Source organism: Kluyvera fluvialis (genome assembly GCF_059725275.1).
In genome coordinates, this window is record NZ_AP046142.1 from 4,255,238 (window position 1) to 4,280,081 (window position 24,844).

General features: G+C 51.0%; 23 protein-coding genes, 3 tRNA genes and 2 pseudogenes. 18 read left to right on the forward strand and 10 right to left on the reverse strand.

Going from position 1 to position 24,844, the window contains the following annotated elements:
- The first annotated feature begins 93 nt into the window (after positions 1-93).
- The 4 genes from rsmC to AC6I4B_RS20120 all read left to right on the forward strand — a co-directional run bounded on the left by rsmC (position 94) and on the right by AC6I4B_RS20120 (position 1,666).
- Entirely contained in the window at positions 94-1,125 is a 1,032-nt protein-coding gene (rsmC, locus tag AC6I4B_RS20105) for a 16S rRNA (guanine(1207)-N(2))-methyltransferase RsmC (protein ID WP_497767689.1), read from the forward strand.
- A gap of 222 nt (positions 1,126-1,347) precedes the next feature.
- Positions 1,348-1,434: transfer RNA gene (locus AC6I4B_RS20110), tRNA-Leu, on the forward strand.
- Between the two features lie 27 nt (positions 1,435-1,461).
- Positions 1,462-1,548 (forward strand) — tRNA-Leu (locus AC6I4B_RS20115).
- A gap of 31 nt (positions 1,549-1,579) precedes the next feature.
- Positions 1,580-1,666: transfer RNA gene (locus AC6I4B_RS20120), tRNA-Leu, on the forward strand.
- A gap of 36 nt (positions 1,667-1,702) precedes the next feature.
- On the opposite strand, the gene AC6I4B_RS20125 is transcribed toward AC6I4B_RS20120, so the two are convergent.
- Entirely contained in the window at positions 1,703-1,942 is a 240-nt protein-coding gene (locus AC6I4B_RS20125; protein ID WP_497767690.1) for a DUF1435 domain-containing protein, read from the reverse strand.
- 231 nt (positions 1,943-2,173) lie between these two features.
- On the opposite strand from AC6I4B_RS20125, the gene AC6I4B_RS20130 reads away from it, so the two are divergent.
- The gene (locus tag AC6I4B_RS20130) at positions 2,174-3,238 is read left to right on the forward strand and encodes a GGDEF domain-containing protein (protein ID WP_497767692.1); all 1,065 of its coding nucleotides are present in this window, start codon (positions 2,174-2,176) and stop codon (positions 3,236-3,238) included.
- Positions 3,239-3,340: 102 nt separating this feature from the next.
- Entirely contained in the window at positions 3,341-4,129 is a 789-nt protein-coding gene (fhuF, locus tag AC6I4B_RS20135) for a siderophore-iron reductase FhuF (protein ID WP_497767693.1), read from the forward strand.
- A 35-nt stretch (positions 4,130-4,164) separates the two neighbouring features.
- Here the strand turns inward: fhuF and AC6I4B_RS20140 are convergent, their stop codons facing one another.
- On the reverse strand, positions 4,165-5,508 hold the full coding sequence (locus tag AC6I4B_RS20140) for a PTS sugar transporter subunit IIC (protein ID WP_497767695.1): 1,344 nt from the start codon (positions 5,506-5,508) through the stop codon (positions 4,165-4,167).
- A gap of 389 nt (positions 5,509-5,897) precedes the next feature.
- Between AC6I4B_RS20140 and AC6I4B_RS20145 the strand changes: the two genes are divergently transcribed.
- A complete protein-coding gene (locus AC6I4B_RS20145) occupies positions 5,898-6,365 on the forward strand; it encodes a YbaK/EbsC family protein (RefSeq protein ID WP_497767696.1) in 468 nt (155 codons plus the stop codon).
- On the opposite strand, the gene bglJ is transcribed toward AC6I4B_RS20145, so the two are convergent.
- From bglJ to AC6I4B_RS20170, 5 genes are all read right to left on the reverse strand, one after another.
- Positions 6,362-7,039: a DNA-binding transcriptional activator BglJ gene (gene bglJ / locus AC6I4B_RS20150; protein WP_497767697.1), complete on the reverse strand. Its 678-nt coding sequence runs from the start codon at positions 7,037-7,039 to the stop codon at positions 6,362-6,364. The two genes, AC6I4B_RS20145 and bglJ, sit on opposite strands and share 4 nt — an antisense overlap.
- On the reverse strand, positions 7,000-7,722 hold the full coding sequence (locus AC6I4B_RS20155) for a helix-turn-helix transcriptional regulator (RefSeq protein WP_497767699.1): 723 nt from the start codon (positions 7,720-7,722) through the stop codon (positions 7,000-7,002). Before AC6I4B_RS20155 ends, bglJ begins: the two co-directional genes overlap by 40 nt.
- A 272-nt stretch (positions 7,723-7,994) precedes the next feature.
- Complete coding sequence (locus tag AC6I4B_RS20160) at positions 7,995-8,876, reverse strand: helix-turn-helix domain-containing protein (RefSeq protein WP_497767700.1); 882 nt, start codon at positions 8,874-8,876, stop codon at positions 7,995-7,997.
- Between the two features lie 3 nt (positions 8,877-8,879).
- On the reverse strand, positions 8,880-10,064 hold the full coding sequence (gene pobA / locus AC6I4B_RS20165) for a 4-hydroxybenzoate 3-monooxygenase (protein ID WP_497767702.1): 1,185 nt from the start codon (positions 10,062-10,064) through the stop codon (positions 8,880-8,882).
- 24 nt (positions 10,065-10,088) lie between these two features.
- Entirely contained in the window at positions 10,089-10,259 is a 171-nt protein-coding gene (locus AC6I4B_RS20170; protein WP_497767703.1) for a hypothetical protein, read from the reverse strand.
- An 86-nt stretch (positions 10,260-10,345) separates the two neighbouring features.
- On the opposite strand from AC6I4B_RS20170, the gene AC6I4B_RS20175 reads away from it, so the two are divergent.
- From AC6I4B_RS20175 to AC6I4B_RS20205, 7 genes are all read left to right on the forward strand, one after another.
- Entirely contained in the window at positions 10,346-11,122 is a 777-nt protein-coding gene (locus tag AC6I4B_RS20175) for a threonine/serine exporter family protein (protein ID WP_497767705.1), read from the forward strand.
- Entirely contained in the window at positions 11,113-11,586 is a 474-nt protein-coding gene (locus AC6I4B_RS20180) for a threonine/serine exporter (protein ID WP_497767706.1), read from the forward strand. The genes AC6I4B_RS20175 and AC6I4B_RS20180 overlap by 10 nt, the downstream gene beginning before the upstream one ends.
- Before the next feature lie 115 nt (positions 11,587-11,701).
- A complete protein-coding gene (gene dnaT, locus AC6I4B_RS20185) occupies positions 11,702-12,241 on the forward strand; it encodes a primosomal protein DnaT (RefSeq protein WP_497767707.1) in 540 nt (179 codons plus the stop codon).
- 2 nt (positions 12,242-12,243) lie between these two features.
- Positions 12,244-12,981, forward strand: coding sequence for a replicative helicase loader DnaC (gene dnaC / locus AC6I4B_RS20190; protein WP_497767709.1), 738 nt, complete (start codon positions 12,244-12,246; stop codon positions 12,979-12,981).
- Positions 12,982-13,049: 68 nt separating this feature from the next.
- Positions 13,050-13,538: a YjjA family protein gene (locus AC6I4B_RS20195; protein ID WP_497767711.1), complete on the forward strand. Its 489-nt coding sequence runs from the start codon at positions 13,050-13,052 to the stop codon at positions 13,536-13,538.
- Positions 13,539-13,735: 197 nt separating this feature from the next.
- On the forward strand, positions 13,736-16,030 hold the full coding sequence (opgB, locus tag AC6I4B_RS20200) for a phosphatidylglycerol--membrane-oligosaccharide glycerophosphotransferase (RefSeq protein ID WP_497767713.1): 2,295 nt from the start codon (positions 13,736-13,738) through the stop codon (positions 16,028-16,030).
- Positions 16,031-16,086: 56 nt separating this feature from the next.
- A complete protein-coding gene (locus AC6I4B_RS20205) occupies positions 16,087-16,602 on the forward strand; it encodes a GNAT family N-acetyltransferase (RefSeq protein WP_497767715.1) in 516 nt (171 codons plus the stop codon).
- Positions 16,603-16,627: 25 nt separating this feature from the next.
- Here AC6I4B_RS20205 and AC6I4B_RS20210 read toward each other — a convergent pair.
- Together AC6I4B_RS20210 and AC6I4B_RS20215 are read right to left on the reverse strand one after the other, a co-directional pair.
- Positions 16,628-17,095 (reverse strand): annotated as a pseudogene (locus tag AC6I4B_RS20210) (methyl-accepting chemotaxis protein); the annotation flags it as partial.
- A pseudogene (locus AC6I4B_RS20215) lies at positions 17,092-17,250 on the reverse strand (oxidoreductase); the annotation flags it as partial. The pseudogenes AC6I4B_RS20215 and AC6I4B_RS20210, both read right to left, overlap by 4 nt.
- A 465-nt stretch (positions 17,251-17,715) precedes the next feature.
- Between AC6I4B_RS20215 and btsT the strand changes: the two are divergent.
- The 3 genes from btsT to yjiA all read left to right on the forward strand — a co-directional run bounded on the left by btsT (position 17,716) and on the right by yjiA (position 21,134).
- On the forward strand, positions 17,716-19,866 hold the full coding sequence (gene btsT / locus AC6I4B_RS20220) for a pyruvate/proton symporter BtsT (protein WP_497767716.1): 2,151 nt from the start codon (positions 17,716-17,718) through the stop codon (positions 19,864-19,866).
- A gap of 97 nt (positions 19,867-19,963) precedes the next feature.
- Positions 19,964-20,167 (forward strand): YbdD/YjiX family protein, encoded by a 204-nt coding sequence (locus AC6I4B_RS20225; protein WP_497767718.1) that lies wholly within the window; start codon positions 19,964-19,966, stop codon positions 20,165-20,167.
- A 10-nt stretch (positions 20,168-20,177) separates the two neighbouring features.
- On the forward strand, positions 20,178-21,134 hold the full coding sequence (gene yjiA / locus AC6I4B_RS20230; RefSeq protein ID WP_497767719.1) for a GTPase: 957 nt from the start codon (positions 20,178-20,180) through the stop codon (positions 21,132-21,134).
- Between the two features lie 115 nt (positions 21,135-21,249).
- On the opposite strand, the gene AC6I4B_RS20235 is transcribed toward yjiA, so the two are convergent.
- Complete coding sequence (locus AC6I4B_RS20235; protein WP_497767721.1) at positions 21,250-22,218, reverse strand: hypothetical protein; 969 nt, start codon at positions 22,216-22,218, stop codon at positions 21,250-21,252.
- A 142-nt stretch (positions 22,219-22,360) separates the two neighbouring features.
- On the opposite strand from AC6I4B_RS20235, the gene hsdR reads away from it, so the two are divergent.
- A complete protein-coding gene (gene hsdR, locus AC6I4B_RS20240; RefSeq protein ID WP_497767723.1) occupies positions 22,361-24,790 on the forward strand; it encodes an EcoAI/FtnUII family type I restriction enzme subunit R in 2,430 nt (809 codons plus the stop codon).
- The last annotated feature ends 54 nt before the right edge of the window (positions 24,791-24,844 follow it).

Here is a 24,844-nt window from a genome sequence, read left to right on the forward strand (position 1 = left end):
TCCTGTCTATCAAGGGCGCAAATATAGCAAATTCATCGAAACTGCGCCAATTACACACTATAATCCCCGCCTAAGTTTATTGAGGAACGATTCATGTCTGCTTTTACTCCGGCAAGTGAAGTCTTGCTGCGCCACAGTGACGATTTCGAACAAAGCCGTATTCTGTTCGCCGGCGATTTGCAGGATGACCTGCCCGCCCGCCTGGAAACTGCCGCAAGCCGCGCGCATACCCAGCAACTCCACCACTGGCAAATGCTCAACCGCCAGATGGGTGATAACGTCCGCTTTAGCCTGGTTGCTCAGGCAGAAGACGTTGCCGATTGCGACACACTGGTTTACTACTGGCCGAAAAACAAACCAGAAGCTCAGTTCCAACTGATGAACATTCTCTCTTTGCTGCCAGTCGGTACGGATATTTTCGTCGTTGGCGAAAACCGTAGCGGCGTGCGTAGCGCAGAGCAGATGCTGGCGGAACTCGCACCGCTGAATAAAGTGGACAGCGCTCGCCGCTGCGGGCTATATCATGGGCGTCTGGAAAAACAGCCGACCTTTGATGCCGATGCATTCTGGGGTGAATATCAGCAGGGCAATCTGACTATCAAAACGCTGCCGGGCGTCTTCAGCCGTGACGGCCTGGACGTGGGGAGCCAACTACTGCTCTCCACCCTGACCCCGCACACCAAAGGTAAAGTGCTGGATGTCGGCTGCGGCGCGGGTGTCTTAGCAGCAACGCTTGCCAGCCATTCACCTAAAGTCCGCCTGACGCTGAGCGATGTTAGCGCAGCTGCGGTAGAAGCTAGCCGCGCAACGCTTGCCACCAACGGCATTGAAGGCGAAGTGCTGGCGAGTAACGTGTTCTCTGAGGTGACCGGTCGTTTCGACATGATTATCTCTAACCCGCCATTCCACGATGGTCTTCAGACCAGCCTGGACGCGGCGCAAACACTGATTCGCGGGGCGGTTCGCCACCTGAACAGCGGCGGTGAACTGCGTATTGTGGCTAACGCCTTCCTGCCGTATCCGGCAGTGTTGGATGAAACCTTCGGCTTCCACGAAGTGATCGCCCAAACCGGACGTTTTAAAGTGTATCGCACCGTAATGACCCGCCAGGCGAAAAAAGCCTAAAGGATGCAGGCCGGATAAGTCGGTTACGCCGTCATCCGGCATTAGCGCTCGCAGTGCCGGGTAGCGCTATCACTTATCCGGCCTGTATAAAATGCCCAAAGCCAGATAAACGCCTTTTTTTTCAGCATTCGCGCAGAGTTCTACAATTAACTATTGACGCCAAGCGTAAAACCACTAGAATGCGCCTCCGTGGTAACGATACTTTTTAAGTATCGATGGTATGCGAAGGTGGCGGAATTGGTAGACGCGCTAGCTTCAGGTGTTAGTGTCCTTACGGACGTGGGGGTTCAAGTCCCCCCCCTCGCACCATAAACCACGTTATATCGCTCGCACTGTGCGAAGGTGGCGGAATTGGTAGACGCGCTAGCTTCAGGTGTTAGTGTCCTTTCGGACGTGGGGGTTCAAGTCCCCCCCCTCGCACCAACGAGGCGATATAAAGTAACGAGATTTCTGTGCGAAGGTGGCGGAATTGGTAGACGCGCTAGCTTCAGGTGTTAGTGTCCTTACGGACGTGGGGGTTCAAGTCCCCCCCCTCGCACCAGTTTCCTCGTCCTCTCTGAGATATACCTTCCTCTATTTATCCCATTAGCTTTACATTCATACCTATCAAGACGATGCCGCCAATCAATGCTATGCATGATGGCAACAGCACGAAATGGCGCAATTGACGATGCCAGATCATTCCACCGCTCAGCAGCAGCCCGCACATAATTACCCCGCGCCAGACATCCATCGACAGCCCCATGGTGCTCAGTATCGCAATGGTCAGGCCAGGAATCAGAACCCCCCAACCACTGCCCAACGTTCTCCGCAACATGATTTCGCCCCTTTAAATGATAATGATTACCAATATCATATAGCATTTTTTGTCATTTGTCTGCTCATGAGCTAAGGTTTCATATTCATTAATGACATGTATATTGTATGGTGATAAATTGTACAGAATAATACTATGTCTAATATAAAAAGATGTGCGTATCACCTCATGCATTATTCTTGCTTTTGATGCACTTACTTATTTATTTAAGGCTGACTACAACTTCAAACAATGACAGTACAATCCTGGCGCACACTGCGTGCACAAAAATATCAGCTCACGTTCCGGCTGTTTTTGTTTTTAAATCTGGTTTCATCGGTGCTGTCTGTCTTCAGCCCAATATATGACACCAATATTTTCCCTCTGCCCGCAATACTGATTGCGATAAGTAGCGGAGTATTGTTGCTATGGAACTGGCGAAATGCACGTATCCGTTTGAATGTCCCGATAATTTCGGCGGTTTTCGGCTGCATGTGGGCTTGGCATATTTTAAGTAAAACTCAGACTCTTGATTCACCCAATGACAACTTCCAGCTAGTCGCATTATTCAGTGTGTTATTTGTCGGTACGATCGCATTTTCAAATAATATTATCGCCTTTACATTACATTCATTGCCTACGTTTATTATTTGCCTGGTAACCAGCGGAACAGACCAGTGGTGGCGTATGGCCTACTGTTTTGCTTTGCCGTTAATCGGTATTGCTATCCAGTATGTTATTCAGCGACGTAACGATAATTTCGCTCAGGGGCTGATGTATAAGCTGCTCGAAGAACGAGAGACGCTAAACGGGCTAAGTATGCTTGACCCCCTCACCGGCCTGTATAACCGGCGAGGGTTCCAGTTCCGCCTGGACTCACTAAGATCAACCGGGCCAGGCCATCATTCCGTTTTGCTATTAGATATTGACCACTTCAAGGCCTACAACGACCATTATGGTCACATGATGGGTGACCAGGCGCTGATACGTGTCTCTGCCGCTATCCGCAATGCAGTGCGCTCGCGTGATATTGTGACCCGCTTTGGCGGCGAAGAATTTGTCGTGGTTCTGCCGCACTGTGATATGCCAACCGCCATGCAAATTGCCGAACGTATTCGCCTACAGGTCTACGATTTAAAAATCCCACATATGTTCAATGCCAAGGTCGCAACCCACGTTACCGTCAGCATCGGTGTGGCTCCGCTTCAGGATAACAACATCGATTCCGCCATGGAAAATGCGGATAAAGCGCTTTATGAGGCCAAAAACAAGGGGCGTAATCACATTCTTACCAGTGATGAAGTTGCCACCGTATAAGGTCACAAAAAACGGGCTCAAGAGACAAACCTCTTGCGCTCGCTTTTATCTATAGCTAGGATTGCCAATCATTATCATTTAGATTTGTATCTAGCTAATCCTATGGCTTACCGCTCCGCTCCGATTGCTGATGACCTTATCTGGCGTACGCCGCTTCCCACCACGGAAAGCACGTTTGCCGAATCGGTACGCGCAAAAATTGCTGAACTACGGCCGCATATGCTGGAGCTGTTTCGCCTTGATGAAACCGCACCGGAGCGTGCTAAAACGCTGGCTGAATGGGCGCAACCCATGGAATTACGTTCTCTGCTAGCGGTGTACTCTGACCATATCTACCGCAACCAACCCACGCTGCCACGGGAAAATAAACCGCTGATTTCGCTGTGGGCACAGTGGTATATCGGCCTGCTGGTTCCCCCGCTGATGCTAGCCCTGCTGACAGAAGAGTCGGCCATCTCCCTCTCGCCTGAACATTTTCGAGTTGAGTTTCATGAAACCGGGCGAGCGGCATGTTTCTGGGTAGACGTGCGTCATGACCTGCGTGCCAGCCAAAAACCCGTAGCCGAGCGACTGGACAAGCTGATCACCCAAGCATTGATGCCGGTTATCCAGGCGCTGGAAGCCACAGGTGATATTAACGGTAAACTTATCTGGAGCAATACCGGCTATTTAATTAACTGGTATCTCGGAGAGATGAAAACACTGTTAGGCGACGAGCTAATTAACCAGCTTCGCCAGCGTTATTTCTTCACGAAAACGCTCGCCGATGGCCAGGATAACCCGCTGTGGCGCACCGTTGTACTCCGCGATGGCTTACTGGTGCGCCGTACCTGCTGCCAGCGTTACCGCCTGCCGGATGTTCAGCAGTGCGGCGACTGTACGCTTAAATAATTAGCGGGATATTCACCCCGCTAATTTATCACCCATTATGCCACCTGCTGGCTCTCTTCTGCCGCACGCTGCGCCTCTTCTTCTTCCTGCGCTAGCAACTGTTTTTCATACACTTTGAAGAACGGATAGTAGATAACCGCCGCAACGCACGCCAGCAGCACGACCAGAATCGCCGCACGGAAATCCCAGCCTAGTGCCCACGCCGCGCCAATCGGTGCCGGTGCTGTCCACGGAACTACAGAGATAACGCGACCAATCAAATCCAACTTCATGGCCGCCCATGCCAGCACGGCGTTCACCATTGGGGCCAACAGGAACGGAATAAAGAACACCGGGTTCATGACAATTGGCGTACCGAAAATCACCGGTTCGTTAATATTGAACAGGCTAGGGACTACGCTCAAACGACCAATAGAGCGTAAATGCGCGGAGCGGCTACGCAGATAGCAAATCACCAGCCCCATTGTTGCCCCTGAACCACCGACCACAATAAAGAATGTCCAGAACGCTTCCATAAAAATATGCGGCAATGGCGCACCTTGTGCCAACGCGGTTTGGTTCAGCCCCAGGTTGGTCAACCAGAACATTTGCAGCATCCCGGAAACAATCGCCGCGCCGTGAATACCGGCAAACCACAGCAGGTGGCCAATCAGCACCGCCAGCAGAATGGCAGGCAATGAGTCCGCCGCTGAAACCAGCGGTTTAAATACGGACATAATGGCCTGTGGAATCAGCATATCGAACTGGCTTTGAATAAACAGGCTCAGCGGATACAGCGTGAAAACCACCACCAGCACAGGGATCAACAGGTCAAAAGAGTTTTTGATCATCGGTGGCACCTGATCCGGCAGGCGGATCCCGATGTTACGGATTTTCAGAAAACGCATCATTTCTACGCAGTACACCGCCACCAGAATTGCGGTAAAGATACCGGTTCCGCCAAGGCTATCAACCGGCAGATTACCGTTCGTTTTCGGCGCAGCGACCAGCAGGAAAGCCATGATCGACAACATCGAACACATAAAAGGATCAAGCTGAAGCGCTTTTTCGTAATGTTTGCCAAGGTTATAGGAGATAGCGGCGCAGATATAAATAGACATGATGCCCATCGTCATATCAAACGGCGTCAGAATTCGGCCCTCAAATTCCTTTGCTAAATCTAACCACGCGCGAGCAAAGCCCCAAGTTGTATCGGGCGAGAACGGCGGGTAAGCTAATACCAGCAGAAATGAACCGACAATCATAAAAGGCATTGCGGAGATAAAACCGTCACGAATAGCCATGACGTGGCGCTGAGATGAAATTCTTCCTGCAACGGGACTTACATAATTTTCTACAAAGCGGAATATCAAATTAAATGCAGCGTGATTAGCAGACATAGCAGCCCTCCTGACAGGCCTTAGACGTAAACACAGCAACGACAATTTTTGCCGATATACGTCTGGGCATACGGTAACAACCCGTCATAGCGGATTGTTAATGGAGGCACAGCGCATATACAGCTCTTATTATGGAGACAACGGAAGCCACTGTTGCAGTATCAGCCGCCAGGAGATGAACGGCAACCGGTTACAGTAACCGGTTGCAGTGATTGTGAAGGAGATCCAGAAATACAACATTTTTTGCACAACTTGGATCTCAAGCGTACGAAATATTTCACCTTGCCGCGCTGCCAAAAAATGGCATCACTCTCTGCAAGGTCAGGTGAATATTTACAAGCAAGGCCACTTTGTGACAGAGTGACTCGCCGATTTTTCAGGAGAGCGCAATGAGCTTACAGTCTGTACAAGAATTCTTTGCCGAACATGCCCCGGATATTACCATCATCGAACTTGAACAAAGCACCGCGACCGTCGCACAGGCTGCTGCCGCTCACCACGTTGAACCGGGGCAAATCGCCAAAACACTGTCGTTGAAAATCAAAGATCAGGCTATTTTAGTCGTCGCTAAAGGCGATGCCCGCTTAGATAATAAAAAACTAAAAACGACATTTGGCGCGAAAGCACGGATGCTCAGCAGCGATGAAGTCGTCGTACTAACCGGCCACCCAGTTGGTGGTGTTTGCCCATTTGGCCTCGAAAATCCACTAACCGTGTACTGTGATGTTTCACTGCAACAATATGACGAAGTGCTACCAGCGGCGGGCTCGACTCATAGCGCGGTGCGCATTTCCCCGCAAAGAATGGCCAGCCTTACCGCCGCAACCTGGATTGATGTCTGCTGTAGTCAGGCTTAGTGACGCAAAGAGTGCGTATAGGCAATGTTTCGGTCAGGCAACGAAACCAATAGGTCAGCAGCACTCAGTAGATCAACATCGGAGCTTACGCCAAGTTTTGTCATGGCATTGAATTTGTGTGCACGAATCGTTTTGATGTTTCTATCCAGCCGCTGCGCTATCTCCATTAGTGAATAACCATAGGTCATATAGCGCAGAATCATGTTCTCTGTCGGGCTGAGAAAACGGCTTTCATTCTGAATAGATGAGGCATCGATGTACTCATGCCCCAGCGCAACCTCTTTGAAAAGCTCTATTATGCTTTGTTGTAGTTTATTCAAGGCGCTGGATTTATTTAATACGCCGTGAATATAGGTAGGTGAAAGGTGTTTGATTAACGACGCCTCTACCTTATCGTTTGCCAGAATAATACGTATCATTTTCGGGTGACGATTGGCGATTTCGCCCATCGCAAACAGGCACTCAAGGCGTTGCTCTCGCGTCCCTGATAAACAGCTCATCACTGCGTCAAACTGGGTATGCCGAAGCGCTAACGCAAACTCACTCATTGAGCGAAAAAAGTGAACGGTAAAACCATCATTATCAGTATGCGTTAACAAACTACGCAGCCCGACCTCCGTCATAATACAACGTTCTATAATAGCGACGCACTGCTTCCTGCCGTGCTTTTCCATTCTGCTTGCTCTCCGTAAGCTGAGTAGAGATTAAGTTCCTTCATCCCTTGATTGCTATTGATCCAGGCGTACATTTCCGCGTTGCTGCGCAGAGACAAACGACGCATCGCGCTGTTTTTCTGTGCGCTAATGGTCTTATTGCTCTTTTTGAGTAATGCCGCAATTTGATTAATGCCCCAGCCTTTCGCTAATAAACGCAGTACCTTGCGCTCAGACAGAGTCAGCATAACCAACCGTTCATTATCATCAGTCTCATCATTATGCTGTTGAGAAATGAGCGCCTGACTAATATTCTCCGTACTAACACCACTCTGCTGAATAGCTTTAATGACATGTTCTACGGTATCAGAGTCAGAAAGCAATGTACTTTCCGGACGCATTAAAAACTCGACAGCCAGCGCATAATATGGCCGGCTAATCATAAATACCCAATGAATATCCCGATATTGCGATAACAACGCGTAGTATTGTTCACACAGTGCGCGAGGAAGACGAACTTCACCTGAGAAATCAACAATCACGACATCTGTACGACGCAATTGCAACAGAGTAAGCTCTTCTAAAGACTGGCAAAAATTAAGTTCGTAATCAGGGAAATTCGCTCCCATAATGGCGCTAAGCCCAGACTGCATTACCGGTATTTTGCTGATAATCACCGCGAACTTACAGTATTCTGGTAACATACAACCTCCGTATCCATTCGAAGATTCATTTCCTGAATAAAATATTTAATACCTTATTAAGTATTAATAGGAATATGAACAACTCCGTTTCCATTCCCTTAAATGCAACAACATTATTTTATAATCACATCACCAATAAATTATGGCGCTACTTATCGGAAGTACTGGCAGGATTAACTAAAATAGTATGGCATAGTCATTTACAATGAATTAATTAGAAAATATTAAATGTCACATAAGTGCTAATTAAATATTCATTAATCCGATTTTAATTATTGTATCATTCTTAATTTGAATTCTTTTGGAGTCACCCCTTCGTGCTTACGGAAGAAACGGGAAAAGTAGGTCACATCGCTAAAACCCAAATACTCGGATACCTGAGTGACCGTCATGCTGGTGTACTGCAAGCTTCGTTTAGCCTCAAGCAGCAGGCGTTGATGCAGCACACCTAACGCGCTAGCGCCATGAAATTCCCGGCATAAACAGTTCAAATGCGTTGTAGATACCCCCAGCTTTTGCGCGTACTCGGCAAGCGATAAATGCTCGCAATAGTGGCTCTCAATCAGGCGCGCAAACTGGCGCAATACCCCGCGTTTACGCGCGCTTTTGTCCTTCAACACTTTTGGCGGCACACCCTGCCGGTTTAACCACACCAGCAATGCTCCCAGAAGTGAATACAGCATCATCTCGCGCGCATCATTGTCCTGCGTGTATTCATCAAGCAGGGCGGCAAACAGCGTGTTGATATGCCGGCTTGAATGCTTTACCGCCACACAGTTTGGCTGGGCAAGACTATCCAGCGGGCGTCCAAACTGCGCTTCCAGGCGGCTAAGTAAAGGCAGCGCCAGCGATAATACATAACCTTGAGTCCCCGGCAAAAAGCGAAACCCGTGGGCGCATAGCGACGGCACAATCTGGATACAGGCTTCGCGAACGACCCGTCGCTCGCCTTCAATCTCAATAGAAGCCTGCCCTTTGTGCAGATACAGCAGTTGCACAAGCTCAGCATGTTGGTGCACCCGGATATGCCATTCATACAAACTGCTGCGCTGATGAATCGATTCACAGTGCAGTAAATCCGGCGTCGGCCAGTCGTGATGCTCGCCATACAGTTTAAATACTGGCACCACATCCGGCGCAGTCACGCGTCTCATGCGTTATTCCACCGTGTCATAAGGTAGCCCCACATAGTTCTCAGCAATGGTTGTTAGCCCCGCGCGGGAGCCTAAATAATATTGGCGATCTGCTTCCTGCATTTTTTTGTCGAAGGCATTTTTGTCCTGAAAATCATGCAGAAGATGCGTCATAAACCAGCTAAAGCGTTCACCTTTCCATACCCGGTTCAGCGCCAACTGCGAGTAGCGGCTGAGCAAATCGGCGCGCCCTTGGTGGTAATATTGCCGCAAAATTCGCCACAGATAGTTCACATCCGACACCGCCAAATTCAGCCCTTTTGCCCCCGTCGGCGGCACGATATGTGCGGCATCGCCGACGAGAAACATTCGGCCATATTGCATCGGTTCCACCACATAACTGCGCAATGGTGCGATGCTCTTTTCAAGTGAGTGACCAGTCACTAACTTTTGGCTTAATTCAGCGGGCAAGCGGCGCTTTAGCTCGCCCCAGAAGCGTTCGTCCGACCATTGTTCAACGTGCTCCGTCAGCGGAACCTGCAAATAGTAGCGGCTTCTTGTTAGTGAGCGCTGACTACACAGCACAAACCCGCGTTCATGGTGCGCGTAAATCAGCTCAGGGTTAACCGGCGGCGTATCTGACAGCAACCCCAGCCAGCCAAATGGCCAGATGCTTTCATATTCGCGCAGCGTATCTCGTGGAATACTCTGGCGCGACACGCCATGAAAACCATCACAACCCGCCACGAAATCACACGTCAGTCGGCACACCTCACCGTTTTTCACAAAGGTGACATACGGCTTATCACTTTTCAGATCATGCAATGCCACCTGCTCCACGCCATAAATAATCGGCGCGCCGCAGGCCTCGCGGGCTTCCATCAAATCACGCGTGACTTCCGTTTGCCCGTACACCATCACGCTTTTACCGCGAGTCAGTTCGCTCAACGGCACTGGAATACGTTGCCCGGCAAACAGAAATTCAACGCCATGATGTACCAAGCCTTCGGCATCCATTCGGCGGGAAACCCCAGCCTCACGCAGCAGCTCAACCGTACCGTTTTCCAAAATGCCCGCGCGAATTCGCCCCAGCACGTACTCTGGCGTTTGCCGCTCAAGAATGACGGTCTTAATGCCAGCGTTGTGCAACAACTGCCCCAGCAATAGCCCAGAAGGCCCAGCACCGATAATGGCGACTTGCGTGTTCATAGGGTGACCTCACATCATGGTTAATTATTTGTTTAATTTATGTATTAATAAAGTTTCACGATGCATTTTTGATAACTCAGCAACGAAAAAGAAGGCCAGAATCCGTTCAAAAATTGCACTTTCCAACAGTTTTATAAAAGTGTGGGCAGCATCAACTCTTAGGCGTAACGCCGTTCCACCGCCGATTTTTTGCACATAGTTTGATCCTGTCTGGATAAGCGCTCCGCGTTATTCAGGTACAAGTAGATGATGGAACAGGCGTTTTTGATAGCGGGACTGTTATGGAAGCAGATCAATCGGAACAACGTATCGTTACCCGCCTTTGTATCCAGTGCGGGCTATTTCTTTTGCAGCATGGAGCTGAAAGCGCGTTAGTCGAGGAACTGTCAACGCGGCTGGGGCGTGCGTTAGGGATGGATAGCGTCGAAAGCGCCATTTCATCCAACGCCATCGTGCTCTCAACGATTAAAGACGGGGTGTGCCTCACTTCCACGCGCAAAAACAGCGATCGTGGGATCAACATGCACGTGGTCACCGAAGTGCAGCACATCGTTATCATGGCCGAGCACAAACTGCTGGACTACAAAGACGTCGGCAAACGCTTTACGCAAATAAAGCCGCTGCGCTACCCGCGCTGGCAGGTGGTGCTGATGGTTGGGCTGTCGTGCGCCTGTTTTTGCAAATTGAATAATGGCGGCTGGGACGGCGCGTTTATTACCTTCTGCGCCAGCACTATCGCGATGTACATTCGCCAGGTGTTGACGCATCGCTCCATGCACCCGCAGATTAATTTCTGCCTCACCGCATTCGTCGCCACCACCGTTTCCGGGCTGATGCTCAATCTGCCTGTATTTCATCAAACATCCACGGTTTCTATGGCAGCGAGCGTCCTGCTACTGGTGCCTGGTTTTCCGCTGATTAACGCCGTGGCGGATATGTTCAAAGGGCATATCAACACCGGCCTGGCGCGCTGGGCCATCGCCAGTCTACTGACGCTGGCGACCTGCATTGGCGTGGTAATGGCCATGACGATATGGGGGTTACGCGGATGGGCATAATCGATTTTATCCTGCTGCTGATACAAGATATGTTGCTGTCGGCTATCCCTGCCGTGGGCTTTGCGATGGTATTCAACGTCCCGCAGCGTGCGCTGTCCTGGTGTGCTTTGCTGGGTGCTATCGGCCATGCTTCGCGTTTTGGCATGATGAGCGCGGGTTTTAACATCGAATGGGCCACCTTTTTGGCGGCACTACTGGTTGGCAGCATTGGCATTGAATGGTCGCGCTGGTATTTGGCGCATCCTAAGATTTTTACCGTGGCGGCGGTCATCCCCATGTTCCCCGGCATTTCAGCCTATACGGCGATGATCTCGGCGGTCAAAATCAGCCATTTTGGCTATTCCGAAGAGATGATGATCACCTTATTAAGCAACTTCCTGAAAGCGTCGTCTATTGTTGGCGCGCTGTCCATTGGCCTGTCGATCCCCGGCCTGTGGCTATATCGCAAGCGCCCACGGGTGTAACGCTGGGGGCGGTACAGGAGAGTGCCGCCCATCCTGAAGCTTGTGCTACTATGTGCAGTATTACTGCGGATTTCCCGCACCCTTCCCGTTATTTTTTCAGTATTGAGATAGTGTTATGTCTTCTCGTATTTTAACGCCCAATGTGATTGGTATTGACGCCTTCGTTGCCGATCCCGTTGCTATTCTTGCGCAGACTCAAGGCGGCGCAGTCGCGGTGTTTGCCAATAATACGCCTGCGTTCTATGCCATTACGCAGGAACGGCTGGCGCAGCTGCTGGCACTGGAAGAAAAGCTATCCCGTCCAGGCAGCGACGTGGCACTGGATGCCCAGTTTTTTGAGGAGCCCACCGCCGCGCCGGTTGCCGTTCCGATGGGAAAATTTGCCATGTACGCGGGCTGGCAGCCCGATGCAGAATTTTTGCGCCTTTCCGCACTGTGGGGAATTGCGCTGAGCGAGCCGGTTACTCCAGAAGAGTTGGCCTCATTCGTCGCTTACTGGCAGGCGGAAGGAAAAGTATTCCATCACGTACAATGGCAGCAAAAACTAGCGCGCAGTGTGCAGATGAGCCGGGCAAATAATAACGGCCCAATGCGGCGCGACATCAACGCGGTCAGCGAGCCTGACAGCCATATTCCACCCGGTTTCAGAGGTTGAGCATGAAAGACGTTGGCGAATTAATGAAGCGCCTGCAAAAGATGATGCCGGCGCATATTGAACCCGCTTTTAAAACAGGTGAAGAGCTCTTAGCCTGGCAGAAGGAACAGGGCGAGCTGCGCGCAGCCGCACTGGCACGAGAAAACCGGGCGATGAAAATGCAGCGCACGTTTAACCGTTCAGGTATTCGTCCGCTGCATCAAAACTGCTCGTTCGATAACTATCGAGTTGAAAACGAAGGCCAGATGAACGCCCTGGCGAAAGCCCGGCAGTATGTTGATGAGTTCGACGGCAACATCGCCAGCTTTATTTTCTCCGGCAAGCCCGGCACGGGTAAAAATCACCTCGCCGCAGCCATCTGTAATGAACTGCTGCTGCGCGGTAAATCGGTGCTGATTATCACCGTTGCCGACATTATGTCGGCCATGAAAGAGACTTTCAGCAACCGCGAAACCAGCGAAGAACAACTGCTGAGCGACCTCAGTAATGTGGATTTGCTGGTGATTGATGAAATTGGGATGCAGACCGAATCCCGCTATGAAAAAGTGATCATCAACCAAATTGTCGATCGTCGCTCATCATCGAAGCGCCCAACGGGGATGCTCACCAACAGCAATCTGGACGAGATGAACAAGCTGTTAGGCGAGCGCGTGATGGATCGTATGCGTCTTGGCAATAGCCTGTGGGTTATCTTCAACTGGGAAAGTTATCGCAGCCGTGTAACAGGCAAAGAGTATTGAGATAAATCTGACGAATGACAGGCGTATACTCACGCGATGACTTTTAATAGCACATATGAGTACATCCCATGAAATCAGTAAAATCGATGTTGTGCCGCGTAATTCTCGCCAGCGCTTTTGTTTCTACCGCAGCGAGCGCGGTATCGTTACAAGATCTTAGCAGCGCCGCAAGCCAGCTTGGCGGCGGCAGCACCTCGCAGAGCGGCGGGACATCTCTTGCTTCACTGACCAGCCTGCTCAACGGCGGCAACCAGTCGCTGAGCGCTGGTAGCATGAACAACGCCGCCGGGATTATGCAGTACTGCGCACAGCAGAAACTGACTTCTGTGACCAACGCCGATAATCTGAAAAATCAGGTGCTGGATAAACTGGGCCTCAACACTCAGGCAGAGCAAAAACAGGATACCGGCTATATGGAAGGTATTCAGGGTCTGCTGAATGCCAAAAATGGCAAACAGATTGACCTCGATGCTCTGGGTAACACTGAGCTTGGCAAAAAAGTGAAAACCAAAGCCTGTGATCTGGTTTTAAAACAGGGCGCTAGCTTCCTTTCCTGATCCTATTTTTGCTGCGAATAGGTGCTTAAATCCCCCTGTTCGCAGCAGTTCCCTACCAGAAACATGCTTATTTCTAAACCAATTCTGAGTAACAACACACTTTCATCACGATAGAATTGCAGACAGGTGACAGCACAATTACATTGTGATGTTAATTTCTGTGTAGCCAGAAAACCTGGCGCTGTTGAGGACGTGTAGTGTCAGAGTTGTTATCCATCGCACTTTTTCTGGCTTCCATTGCGATTTATGCCTGGAAAGCAGGGCGTAATACCTGGTGGTTTGCCGCCACCCTAACCGTACTGGGCCTGTTTGTGGTCCTGAATATTACCCTGTACGCCAGTGACTACTTCACTGGTGATGGCATCAATGATGCGGTTCTCTACACCCTCACCAACAGCCTGACCGGCGCTGGCGTCAGCAAATATATTCTGCCAGGACTGGGGCTTATTGCCGCTTTGGTTGGTGTTTTTGGCGCGCTGGGCTGGCTTTTACGTCGCCGCCGCCATCACCCTCATCATTTTGGCTATAGCCTGCTGGCGCTGGTGCTGGCCGTCGGTTCTGTCGATGCCAGCCCAGCGTTCCGCCAGATTAGCGAGCTGGTAAAATCGCAATCTCGCGACGGCGATCCTGACTTTGCGGACTATTATAAAGAGCCGTCAAAGACGATTCCCAAACCGAAGCTGAACCTCGTTTATATCTACGGTGAAAGCCTTGAGCGCACCTATTTTAACGACCAGGCATTCCCGGAGTTAACCCCTGAATTAGGCGCGCTGAAAAACCAGAGTCTCGACTTTAGCCACACCATGCAGCTACCGGGAACCGACTACACCATCGCGGGAATGGTCGCGTCACAGTGCGGTATTCCTCTGTTCGCGCCGTTTGAGGGTAACGCGTCTGCGTCACTGTCGAGCTTCTTCCCGCAAAATATCTGTCTTGGCGATATCCTGAAAAACTCCGGCTACGAAAACTATTTCGTACAGGGCGCGAACCTGCGTTTTGCCGGTAAAGACGTGTTCCTGAAATCCCACGGCTTCGACTATCTGTACGGCGCGGAAGAACTTAAAACCACCGTTGCTGACCCTAACTACAAAAACGATTGGGGCTACTACGACGACACCGTGCTGGACGAAGCATGGAAAAAATTTGAAGCCCTCTCACGCGAAGGGAAACGTTTCTCGCTGTTCACCTTAACCGTGGATACCCATCACCCGGATGGTTTTATTTCCCGCAGCTGTAACCGCAAACGCTACGACATCAACGGTAAAGCCAACCAGTCATTTAGCGCGGTGGCGTGCAGCCAGGAAAACATTGCTGAATTTATCAATAAAATCAAAGCATCGCCGTGGTTTAAAAACACCATTATCGTGGTTTCATCAGACCACCTGGCGATGAAAAACACCGCCTGGGATGAGCTGAACAAGCAAGACCGCAGCAACCTGTTCTTCGTGCTGCGCGGCGATAAGCCGGACGAGCAAGATACGCTGGCAGTGAAACGTAACACGATGGATAACGGTGCGACGGTGCTGGATTTGCTCGGCGGTGATAACTATATCGGCCTGGGCCGCAGCAGCCTTTCCGGCGAGTCGCTGTCTGAAGTGTTCCTTAACATGAAAGAGAAAGTGCTGGCATGGAAGCCAGACGTAATTCGGCTGTGGAACTTCCCGAAAGAGATCAAAAACTTTTCGATTGATACGCAGAAAAACATGATTTCGTTCTCCGGCAGCCACTTCCGTCTGCCGCTGCTGTTGCGCGTGTCCGACAACCGTGTAGAACCGCTGCCGGAAAGCGAATACTCCGCGCCGCTGCGCTATCAACTGGCGGATTTTGCCCCACGAGACAACTTCGTCTGGATTGACCGTTGCTACAAGATGGCACGGCAGTGGGCGCTCCATTTGGCGCTCTTGACCGACTGGTGCGTCTCACAAGGGCAGTTGGGTGGCGAACAGCGCGTACAGCACGTTGATAAAACGCAATGGAACGGCAAAACCGCCTTTAAAGACACGGTTATCGACATGCTGCGCTACAAAGGCAACGTGGATTCGCTGAAAACCGTGGATAACGATATTCGCTATAAAGCCGACAGCTTTATCTTCAACGTGGCGGGCGCGCCGGAAGAGGTAAAAAGCTTCAGCGGCATTTCACGCCCAGAATCCTGGGGGCGCTGGTCTAACGCGCAGTTGGGCAAAGCGGTGAAAATTGAGTATCAGCACCCGCTGCCGAAGCAATTTGATCTGGTGATTACCGCGAAAGCCTTCGGCCCGAACGCCGATAAACCGATTCCCGTCCGCGTAGGCAATCACGAGCAGACGCTGGTGCTCGGCCATGACATCACCACAACCACGCTGCATTTTGAGAACCCATCGAATGCCAGTACGCTGATCATCGAGCCACCAGACCCACAGTTCACCAACGAAGGGAATATTCTCGGCCACTCGCCGCGTAAGCTGGGCATTGGCATGGTGGAGATTAAAGTCGTGGCTTCTGAAGGTTAATTCTCCCTCGCGCCTGGTAGGTTCCACGCCGCCAGGCGCTTTTTATGCAGGTTCTCATGACGTTTACTTTTCGCGCCACAACTGCGGCTGATACCGCCAAACTCCCCGCCATTGAACGCGCCGCCGGGCAGCGCTTTCGCCAGCTTGCAGAGCTGGCGTGGATTGCCGACGCTCCGGTGATTTCCGTTGCCGAGCACCAGCGCTACACCGCCAATGCGATGAGCTGGCTGGCTTTGGCTGACGCCCTGCCGGTGGGTTTTGTGCTGGCGGAAGCTCTCGACGACTCACTATTTATTGCTGAGATTTCACTGCATACGGCGTGGCAAGGCCAGGGGCTGGGCCGCCAGTTACTGGCTTATGTGATTGAACAGGCAAGAGAACGGGGGTTTAGCTCGCTGTCGCTGACAACGTTTTGCGACGTGGCGTGGAATGCGCCGTGGTATGCGCGAATGGGGTTTGAAATTCTGCCAGAAGCGTCGCTTTCGCAGGCGCTACGGCAGAAAAGAGAAGCTGAAACCGCGCACGGGTTAGCGTATGAATCACGCTGCGCCATGCGCCTGATGCTTCGTTAACGCGCCCGGAAAAGACGCGGAGGAGTTAGAAAGTTTCCCAGTTTTCCCCGTTTTCAATCGTCACCGGTTTGCGCTGCGCATTGGCGGCGGGAGCCGTCACACTGGATTTTTCACGCGCGGCATTCGCCTGGTTCTGCTGAATACGGAACACGGCTACGGCTTGTGTCAGATGGTTGGCCTGTTCTTCCAGCGCAACCGCTGCTGCCGCAGACTCCTCCACCAACGAGGCGTTCTGCTGCGTGACACGGTCCATCTCAGCAACCGCCAGCCCGACCTGATCAATACCACGGCTTTGCTCGTCAGACGCTGACGCAATTTCGCCCATAATATCGGTCACGCGGGTAACGGCATTCACAATCTCATCCATCGTTTCACCAGCGCTTTCCACCAGCGTAGAACCCTGGTCAACACGGTTTACCGAGTCTTCAATCAGGCTCTTAATTTCACGCGCCGCTTGAGCACTGCGCTGCGCCAGGTTACGAACTTCACCAGCAGCCGCCACAGGCCGTGTGACGCACAGCCGTCACGCTCCCCTGCCGTGACGTTGCGCGCAATCGCATCGGCGTGTGGTTTTGAAAATCCGTTCGAGTACAACACCTCAAAGGCCAGCTCATAAGCGTCATTGAGCGCGAGGTTTACCGTAGTCATGTTCTTCTCCGTAATGTAGGACTGGCATAAAGCGTAGACGGATGTGCAGGTTTTACTTAGGCTAACAAAGTGATTTAAATCACGTTTTTCCGACTCGCAGGCGATGTTCCAGCCAAACTCTACCACGCCTTTTCCCCGATGCGCAGACTGAACTTTTGTGCCCATTCTGCTTAAATGCGCGCCTTTCCGGCTCCGTAGGTAGCGAAAATCTTCAGCAAAATCTCAGAGCAAAAAAACTTGAGATCTCAATCACATATTTCCGCGTTGTTCAGACCTTACTCAACCGCTTATTCCCCTACATAACCGCTCACCCTGCACATTTAACCACTCGCCCATTTACCCAACTTTACGCGCGCGTATGTCTGGCAAGCTAGGAGTCAGAATCAATACCGACCTCCTCAACCCCAAACTCAAAAACAACGGCAGCTTCGGCTGATTATTAATCTTAAAAAACCAGGTTTTACTATGGATACCAAAAAGCTATTCAAGCACATACCCTGGGTGATTCTCGGAATCATCGGTGCATTTTGCCTCTCGGTTGTCGCCCTGCGTCGCGGTGAGCACGTCAGTGCCCTGTGGATAGTCGTGGCGTCAGTTTCCGTTTATCTGGTGGCATATCGCTACTACAGTCTGTACATCGCTCAAAAGGTGATGAAACTTGACCCCACGCGCGCAACACCGGCGGTCATTAATAACGATGGCCTGAACTACGTGCCGACCAACCGCTATGTGTTGTTCGGCCACCACTTTGCGGCGATTGCCGGTGCTGGCCCGTTGGTCGGCCCGGTTCTGGCGGCGCAGATGGGTTACCTGCCAGGCACGCTGTGGCTGCTCGCAGGCGTCGTGCTAGCCGGTGCGGTGCAGGACTTTATGGTGCTGTTTATCTCCACGCGCCGTAACGGTTCATCGCTGGGGGAAATGGTCAAAGAAGAGATGGGCCGCGTGCCGGGTTCTATTGCCCTGTTCGGCTGCTTCCTGATTATGATTATCATCCTGGCGGTACTGGCGCTGATTGTTGTTAAAGCGCTGGCAGAAAGCCCGTGGGGCGTCTTTACCGTGTGCTCAACAGTGCCAATTGCGCTGTTCATGGGGATCTACATGCGCTTTATTCGCCCAGGACGCGTGGGCGAAGTGTCGGTGATTGGTATCGTGCTGTTGGTTGCCTCCATCTGGTTCGGCGGCGTCATTGCCCACGACCCATACTGGGGCCCGGCGCTGACCTTTAAAGACACCACCATTACCTTTGCCCTGATCGGTTACGCCTTTATCTCTGCGCTGCTGCCGGTATGGCTGATTCTGGCGCCGCGTGACTACCTCGCCACCTTCCTGAAAATTGGCGTTATCGTTGGCCTGGCGTTGGGTATCGTTATCCTCAACCCGGATCTGAAAATGCCAGCAGTGACTCAGTACATCGACGGTACTGGCCCGCTGTGGAAAGGCGCGCTGTTCCCATTCCTGTTTATCACCATCGCCTGTGGCGCGGTGTCTGGCTTCCATGCGCTGATCGCCTCCGGCACAACGCCGAAGCTGCTGGCGTGTGAAACTGACGCACGTTTCATCGGTTATGGCGCAATGCTGATGGAGTCCTTCGTGGCGATTATGGCGCTGGTTGCCGCCTCCATCATCGAGCCAGGCCTCTACTTTGCGATGAACACCCCACCAGCAGGCCTGGGTATCACCATGCCAAACCTGCATGAGATGGGCGGTGAAAACGCCGCGCTGATTGCCGCACAACTGAAAGATGTGACGGCTCACGCAGCGGCAACCGTCAGCTCCTGGGGCTTTGTGATTTCGCCTGAGCAAATCCTGCAAACGGCGAAAGATATCGGTGAACCATCGGTACTGAACCGCGCCGGTGGCGCTCCAACGCTGGCGGTAGGTATCGCTCACGTGTTCCACAAAGTGCTGCCAATGGCAGACATGGGCTTCTGGTATCACTTCGGTATCCTGTTTGAAGCGCTGTTCATCCTGACCGCACTCGACGCCGGTACTCGTGCAGGCCGTTTTATGCTGCAAGACCTGCTGGGTAACTTTGTTCCGTTCCTGAAGAAAACCGACTCTCTGGTGGCGGGCGTTGTCGCCACTGCGGGCTGTGTTGGCCTGTGGGGTTATCTGCTGTATCAAGGCGTGGTTGACCCGCTGGGCGGCGTTAAGAGCCTGTGGCCGCTGTTCGGTATCTCTAACCAGATGCTGGCAGCCGTAGCGCTGGTGCTGGGTACGGTGATTCTGGTCAAAATGAAACGCACCAAGTATGTGTGGGTGACTATTGTTCCGGCGGTTTGGCTGCTTATCTGCACCACCTGGGCGCTGGGTCTGAAACTGTTCAGCACCAACCCGCAGATGGAAGGCTTCTTCTACATGGCGAACCAGTACAAAGAGAAGATTGCCAGCGGCGGTGAACTGACGGCGCAGCAAATAGCCAACATGAACCATATCGTTATCAACAACTACACCAACGCAGGCCTGAGTATTCTGTTCCTGGTGGTGGTGTACAGCATCATCTTCTACGGTTTCAAAACCTGGATGCAGGTGCGCAATAACGATAAACGCACCGACAAAGAAACGCCTTACGTTCCTGTGCCGGAAGGCGGCGTGAAGACTTCTTCGCACCATTAAAAAACCTGGCGGGTGGCGCTGCGCTTACCCGCCCTACACAGACCCTGTAGGCCCGGTAAGCGTAGCGCCACCGGGCTTTTTCTATCTGGATGGCACAATGTTTGGTAACTTAGGTCAGGCAAAAAAATACCTCGGTCAGGCGGCAAAGATGCTGATTGGCATCCCGGACTACGACAACTACGTTGAGCACATGAAAGCCACGCACCCGGATAAACCGTACATGACCTACGAAGAATTTTTCCGCGAGCGGCAACAGGCGCGCTACGGCGGAGATGGTAAAGGCGGCATTCGCTGCTGTTAAAGGAGAGAACATGACCCCGATTGCAGTTACCCTACTTACCGGTTTTCTCGGCGCTGGCAAAACCACGCTACTGCGCCATATCCTTAACGAGCAGCACGGCCTCAAAATCGCGGTTATCGAAAACGAGTTCGGAGAAGTCTCCGTTGACACCCAGCTTATCGGCGACCGCGCCACGCAAATTAAAACGCTGACCAACGGCTGCATCTGCTGCTCACGCGCCAACGAACTGGAAGATGCGCTGCTCGATCTTCTCGACAGCCGCGATCGCGGTGACATTGCGTTCGACCGTCTGGTTATTGAGTGCACTGGCATGGCCGACCCCGGCCCGATTATTCAGACCTTTTTCTCCCATGACGTGCTGTGCGAACGCTATCTGCTGGACGGCGTCATTGCGCTGGTCGATGCAGTACACGCCGACGACCAGATGAACCAATTCACGATTGCTCAATCACAAATAGGCTACGCAGACCGCATCCTGCTGACCAAAACCGACGTCGCCGGTGATAGCGAAAAGCTGCGCGAACGCCTGGCGCGTATCAACGCCCGCGCCCCGATTTACACCGTGATTCACGGTGATATCGACCTTGAGCCATTATTTAACACCAGCGGTTTTATGCTGGAAGAAAACGTATTAGCGAGCAAACCGCGCTTCCACTTTATCGCCGACAAACAAAACGACGTGGCGTCGATTGTGGTCGAGCTGGATTATCCGGTAGATATCAGCGAGGTTTCCCGCGTGATGGAAAACCTGCTGCTGCAATTCGCCGACAAACTGCTGCGCTACAAAGGGATGCTGTGGATAGACGGCGAACCTAACCGCCTGCTGTTCCAGGGCGTTCAGCGCCTGTACAGCGCCGACTGGGACCGCCCGTGGGGCGACGAAACACCGCGCAGTCAACTGGTGTTTATTGGCATACAGTTGCCAGAAGAAGAAATACGGGCGGCGTTTGCCGGGCTGAAAAAATAATGCGTATCAAGGCCATCACAAAATGATGGCCTCCTGAGCAGATACAGCACTCTCTACTCACCGTTACCATATTATTCACTCCAACTACGCACCACTGCATAATGACAAATACAAGCTACCTTAACCACGAGGGGATATTATATTCCGGCAAAAGCTCCACAATATAAGAATCTCTCCTGTCACTCCCTTTTTTACAAGTGAGTTCATAGAAACCCCATTTATCATTTTTATCAGAATAAAAGACAGTATATTTATTGGTATTAAAACCAAAATATTTTTCGTTTTTATTCTTCACTTTCAGCTCACCGCATTTTGCTTCATCGCGCCATTCATGATTGATGGTCTTTTTTAACACAAAATAAGCAACATCACCAATTAACCTAGGTACAAGCAGAAACAAAAACATAGACATAATAAAGGCACCCGTTAATGTAAAGATTCGATACCCTTTTGCTTTATCGCCGTAACGCAGAAATAGTCCATAGCAAATAGGTTGTGATAACCACAAGAAAAACATAAGAAATGCGGTGGCTTTCCAACAATATTCCAACCATGGAGATGAGGATAGCTCCAGATTACTAATTTGCCAAAAAATGCTAGCTGAGTAGCTACTAGTAAATGCGAAAACACCTGAAAAAACGGTAAAAGCTAAGCCAATTATTTTAAGGGTTTTTGCTGTATTATTCCTTGCAAGATCTAAAACAGTCAATATACTGCTGATGAGGATTAGAATTGAAAATAAAATTGCCAAACCATACGTCATTGCGTTAAAGAAAACATTCGCCGACAACAATAAAATTAAAAAAAACAACCATGCTGTTAACGATAGACAACCAGCAAGCCGAGTCAATAAATGGTTGTTATTTGTCCGTACAAAGAAAGCGATATACTCCCTAATACGTACTTCCTGCGTACAAGAAAATATAAGAATAAATAAAAATAGAAGTGCAACCAGGTAACTTTTTAAAGGAAATTTATACGGAATTAAATAGATTGCGATCAAGCCGTAGATTACCACCGCAGCATCTAGTTTTTTTTGTTTTAAATGCCGAAAAAAAGGCCTCAAAATCTGAAAAATTTCCATATTAAAACCTCATGTGTTTGGGTATAGCATTCACTAATGTATCTAAAACAGAGAGTTAACACTAATAATGCACATAGAGTGTAATGATTTCACCTAATTTTCTGTGTAGAATTTGTGCATTGATACTTGATGAGAATCCCCAATGGCTGAACTGAACCTGAATACCCTAACGGAAGCAGACATCATCACCAAACGCATTATGCCCGCGGTCGTTCGCGCAGGGTGGGATGATACGGTACAGATCAGACAAGAGGTTAAACTCCGGGACGGAAAGGTCATCGTACGCGGTAAGATGGCGGCACGGCGGAAGGTCAAATCTGCCGATATCGTGCTGTATCACAAATTAAACATGCCGCTGGCGGTGATCGAAGCTAAAGCCAATAAGCATGAAATCGGCAAAGGTATGCAACAGGCGCTGGGTTATGCCCATCTGCTGGATGTTCCCTTTGCATTTGCTTCCAACGGCGATGGTTTTATCTTCCACGATAAAACCGCAACCGGTGCGATTGAACGAGAAATTACCCTCGACGAATTCCCAACGCCTGACGAATTGTGGCAAAAATTCTGCCAGTGGAAAGGTTACACCGCCGCGCAAATGCCGATCGTCACCCAGGATTATTACAACGACGGCAGCGAAAAGCGGCTGCGCTACTACCAGCTTCAGGCCATCAACAAAACGCTGGAGGCTGTGTCTAACGGGCAAAACAGATTGTTGCTGGTGATGGCAACAGGAACCGGTAAAACGCTGACGGCATTTCATATCATCTGGCGTTTATGGCAATCAGGCGTTAAAAAACGCATCTTGTTCCTGGCTGACCGAAACGTCCTTGTTGACCAGACCCGACTTGATGACTTTCAGCCTTTCGGCTCCGCGATGACCAAAATCACCGGGCGTACTCTCGACCCCGCTTTCGAAATCCATCTTGCGCTCTATCAAGCGTTAACCGGCAATGAAGAACATCAAAAAGCCTTTAAGCAGGTTTCGCCGGATTTCTTTGATCTGATTATCATCGACGAATGCCACCGCTGTAGCGCCTCTGAAGACAGCGCCTGGCGTGAAATTCTGGATTATTTCAGCTCCGCCACCCAGATTGGTATGACCGCCACGCCGAAGGAAACTCACGAGGTCTCCAATAGCGACTACTTTGGCGATCCTATTTACACTTATTCGTTGAAAGAAGGGATCGAGGACGGATTCCTCGCCCCTTACAAAGTGGTTCGCGTCGATATTGATGTTGATTTACAGGGCTGGCGGCCCGTACGCGGCCAGAGCGACCTCAACGGTGAACTGATTGACGACCGAATCTATAACCAGAAAGATTTTGATCGCACCATGATCATCGACGAGCGGACTGAACTGGTGGCGAAAACTATTACCGATTACCTCAAACGCACCAATCCGATGGATAAAACCATCGTTTTTTGCGAAGACATTCCGCATGCTGAACGCATGCGCCGGGCGCTGATCAACCTCAACCCGGAGAGGGTAAAACGTAACGATAAATACGTGATGAAAATCACCGGGGATGACGAAGAAGGGAAAGGCCAGCTCCAGAATTTCAGCGACAAGAAAAAAGAATGGCCGGTGATTGTGACCACCTCAGAACTCATGACTACCGGCGTAAACGTTAAGACCTGCAAACTGATCGTGCTGGACCAAACCATCCGCTCGATGACCAAATTTAAACAGATCATTGGCCGGGGTACCCGCATCGAAGAAAACTACGGCAAACTGTGGTTCACCATTCTTGATTTCAAAAAGGCCACTGAACTGTTTGCCGACGAGCGGTTTGACGGTATCCCGGAAAAAGTGATGGAAGCCACGCCAGATGACATTGCGGACCCGGACTCCGGGTTCAACGAAACGCTGGATGAAGATACGCCTGACGTCTTTGCCGATGAAGATATCAACGGAGCAGACGAAGATCCGGCCTCCTACACTACCCGCCCGATGGACGGCTCCGGGCCATTGCCGGAAGAGGAAGACAACCGGGTCCGTAAATTCCATATTAACGGCGTCACCGTTGGCGTGGTCTCGCAACGCGTCCAGTATTACGACGCCGATGGCAGGCTGGTCACCGAATCCTTCAAAGATTACACCCGCAAAACCGTGCTCAAAGAGTGCGCCTCACTGGATGATTTTGTCCAGAAATGGCAAGATGCTGACCGTAAGGCGGCGGTGATCAAAGAGCTAGAATTACAGGGCATCCTTTGGGATGTTCTGGCGGAAGAGGTGGGCAAAGATCTTGACCCGTTCGACATGCTCTGTCATGTGGTGTATGGTCAGCCGCCGCTCACGCGCAAAGAGCGCGCAGACAACGTTCGCAAGCGTAATTATTTCACCAAATATTCCGATGCCGCCCAGGCCGTGCTCAGCAATCTGCTGGACAAATACGCCGATGCGGGCGTGGAAGAAATCGAGAATATTCAGGTGCTGAAGCTTAAGCCGTTCGACCAGATGGGCACTCTACAGGAGATCATCACCGACGGCTTTGGTGACAAAGGCACCTATATGCAGGCAGTGAGCGACCTGGAAAGCGAAATTTACCAGCTTCCTCCCCGCTCCGCCTGAACATCCTGATTACGCCACCTGCGGCCCGTCTGCCGCAGGTGGCTTTGTTTTTTT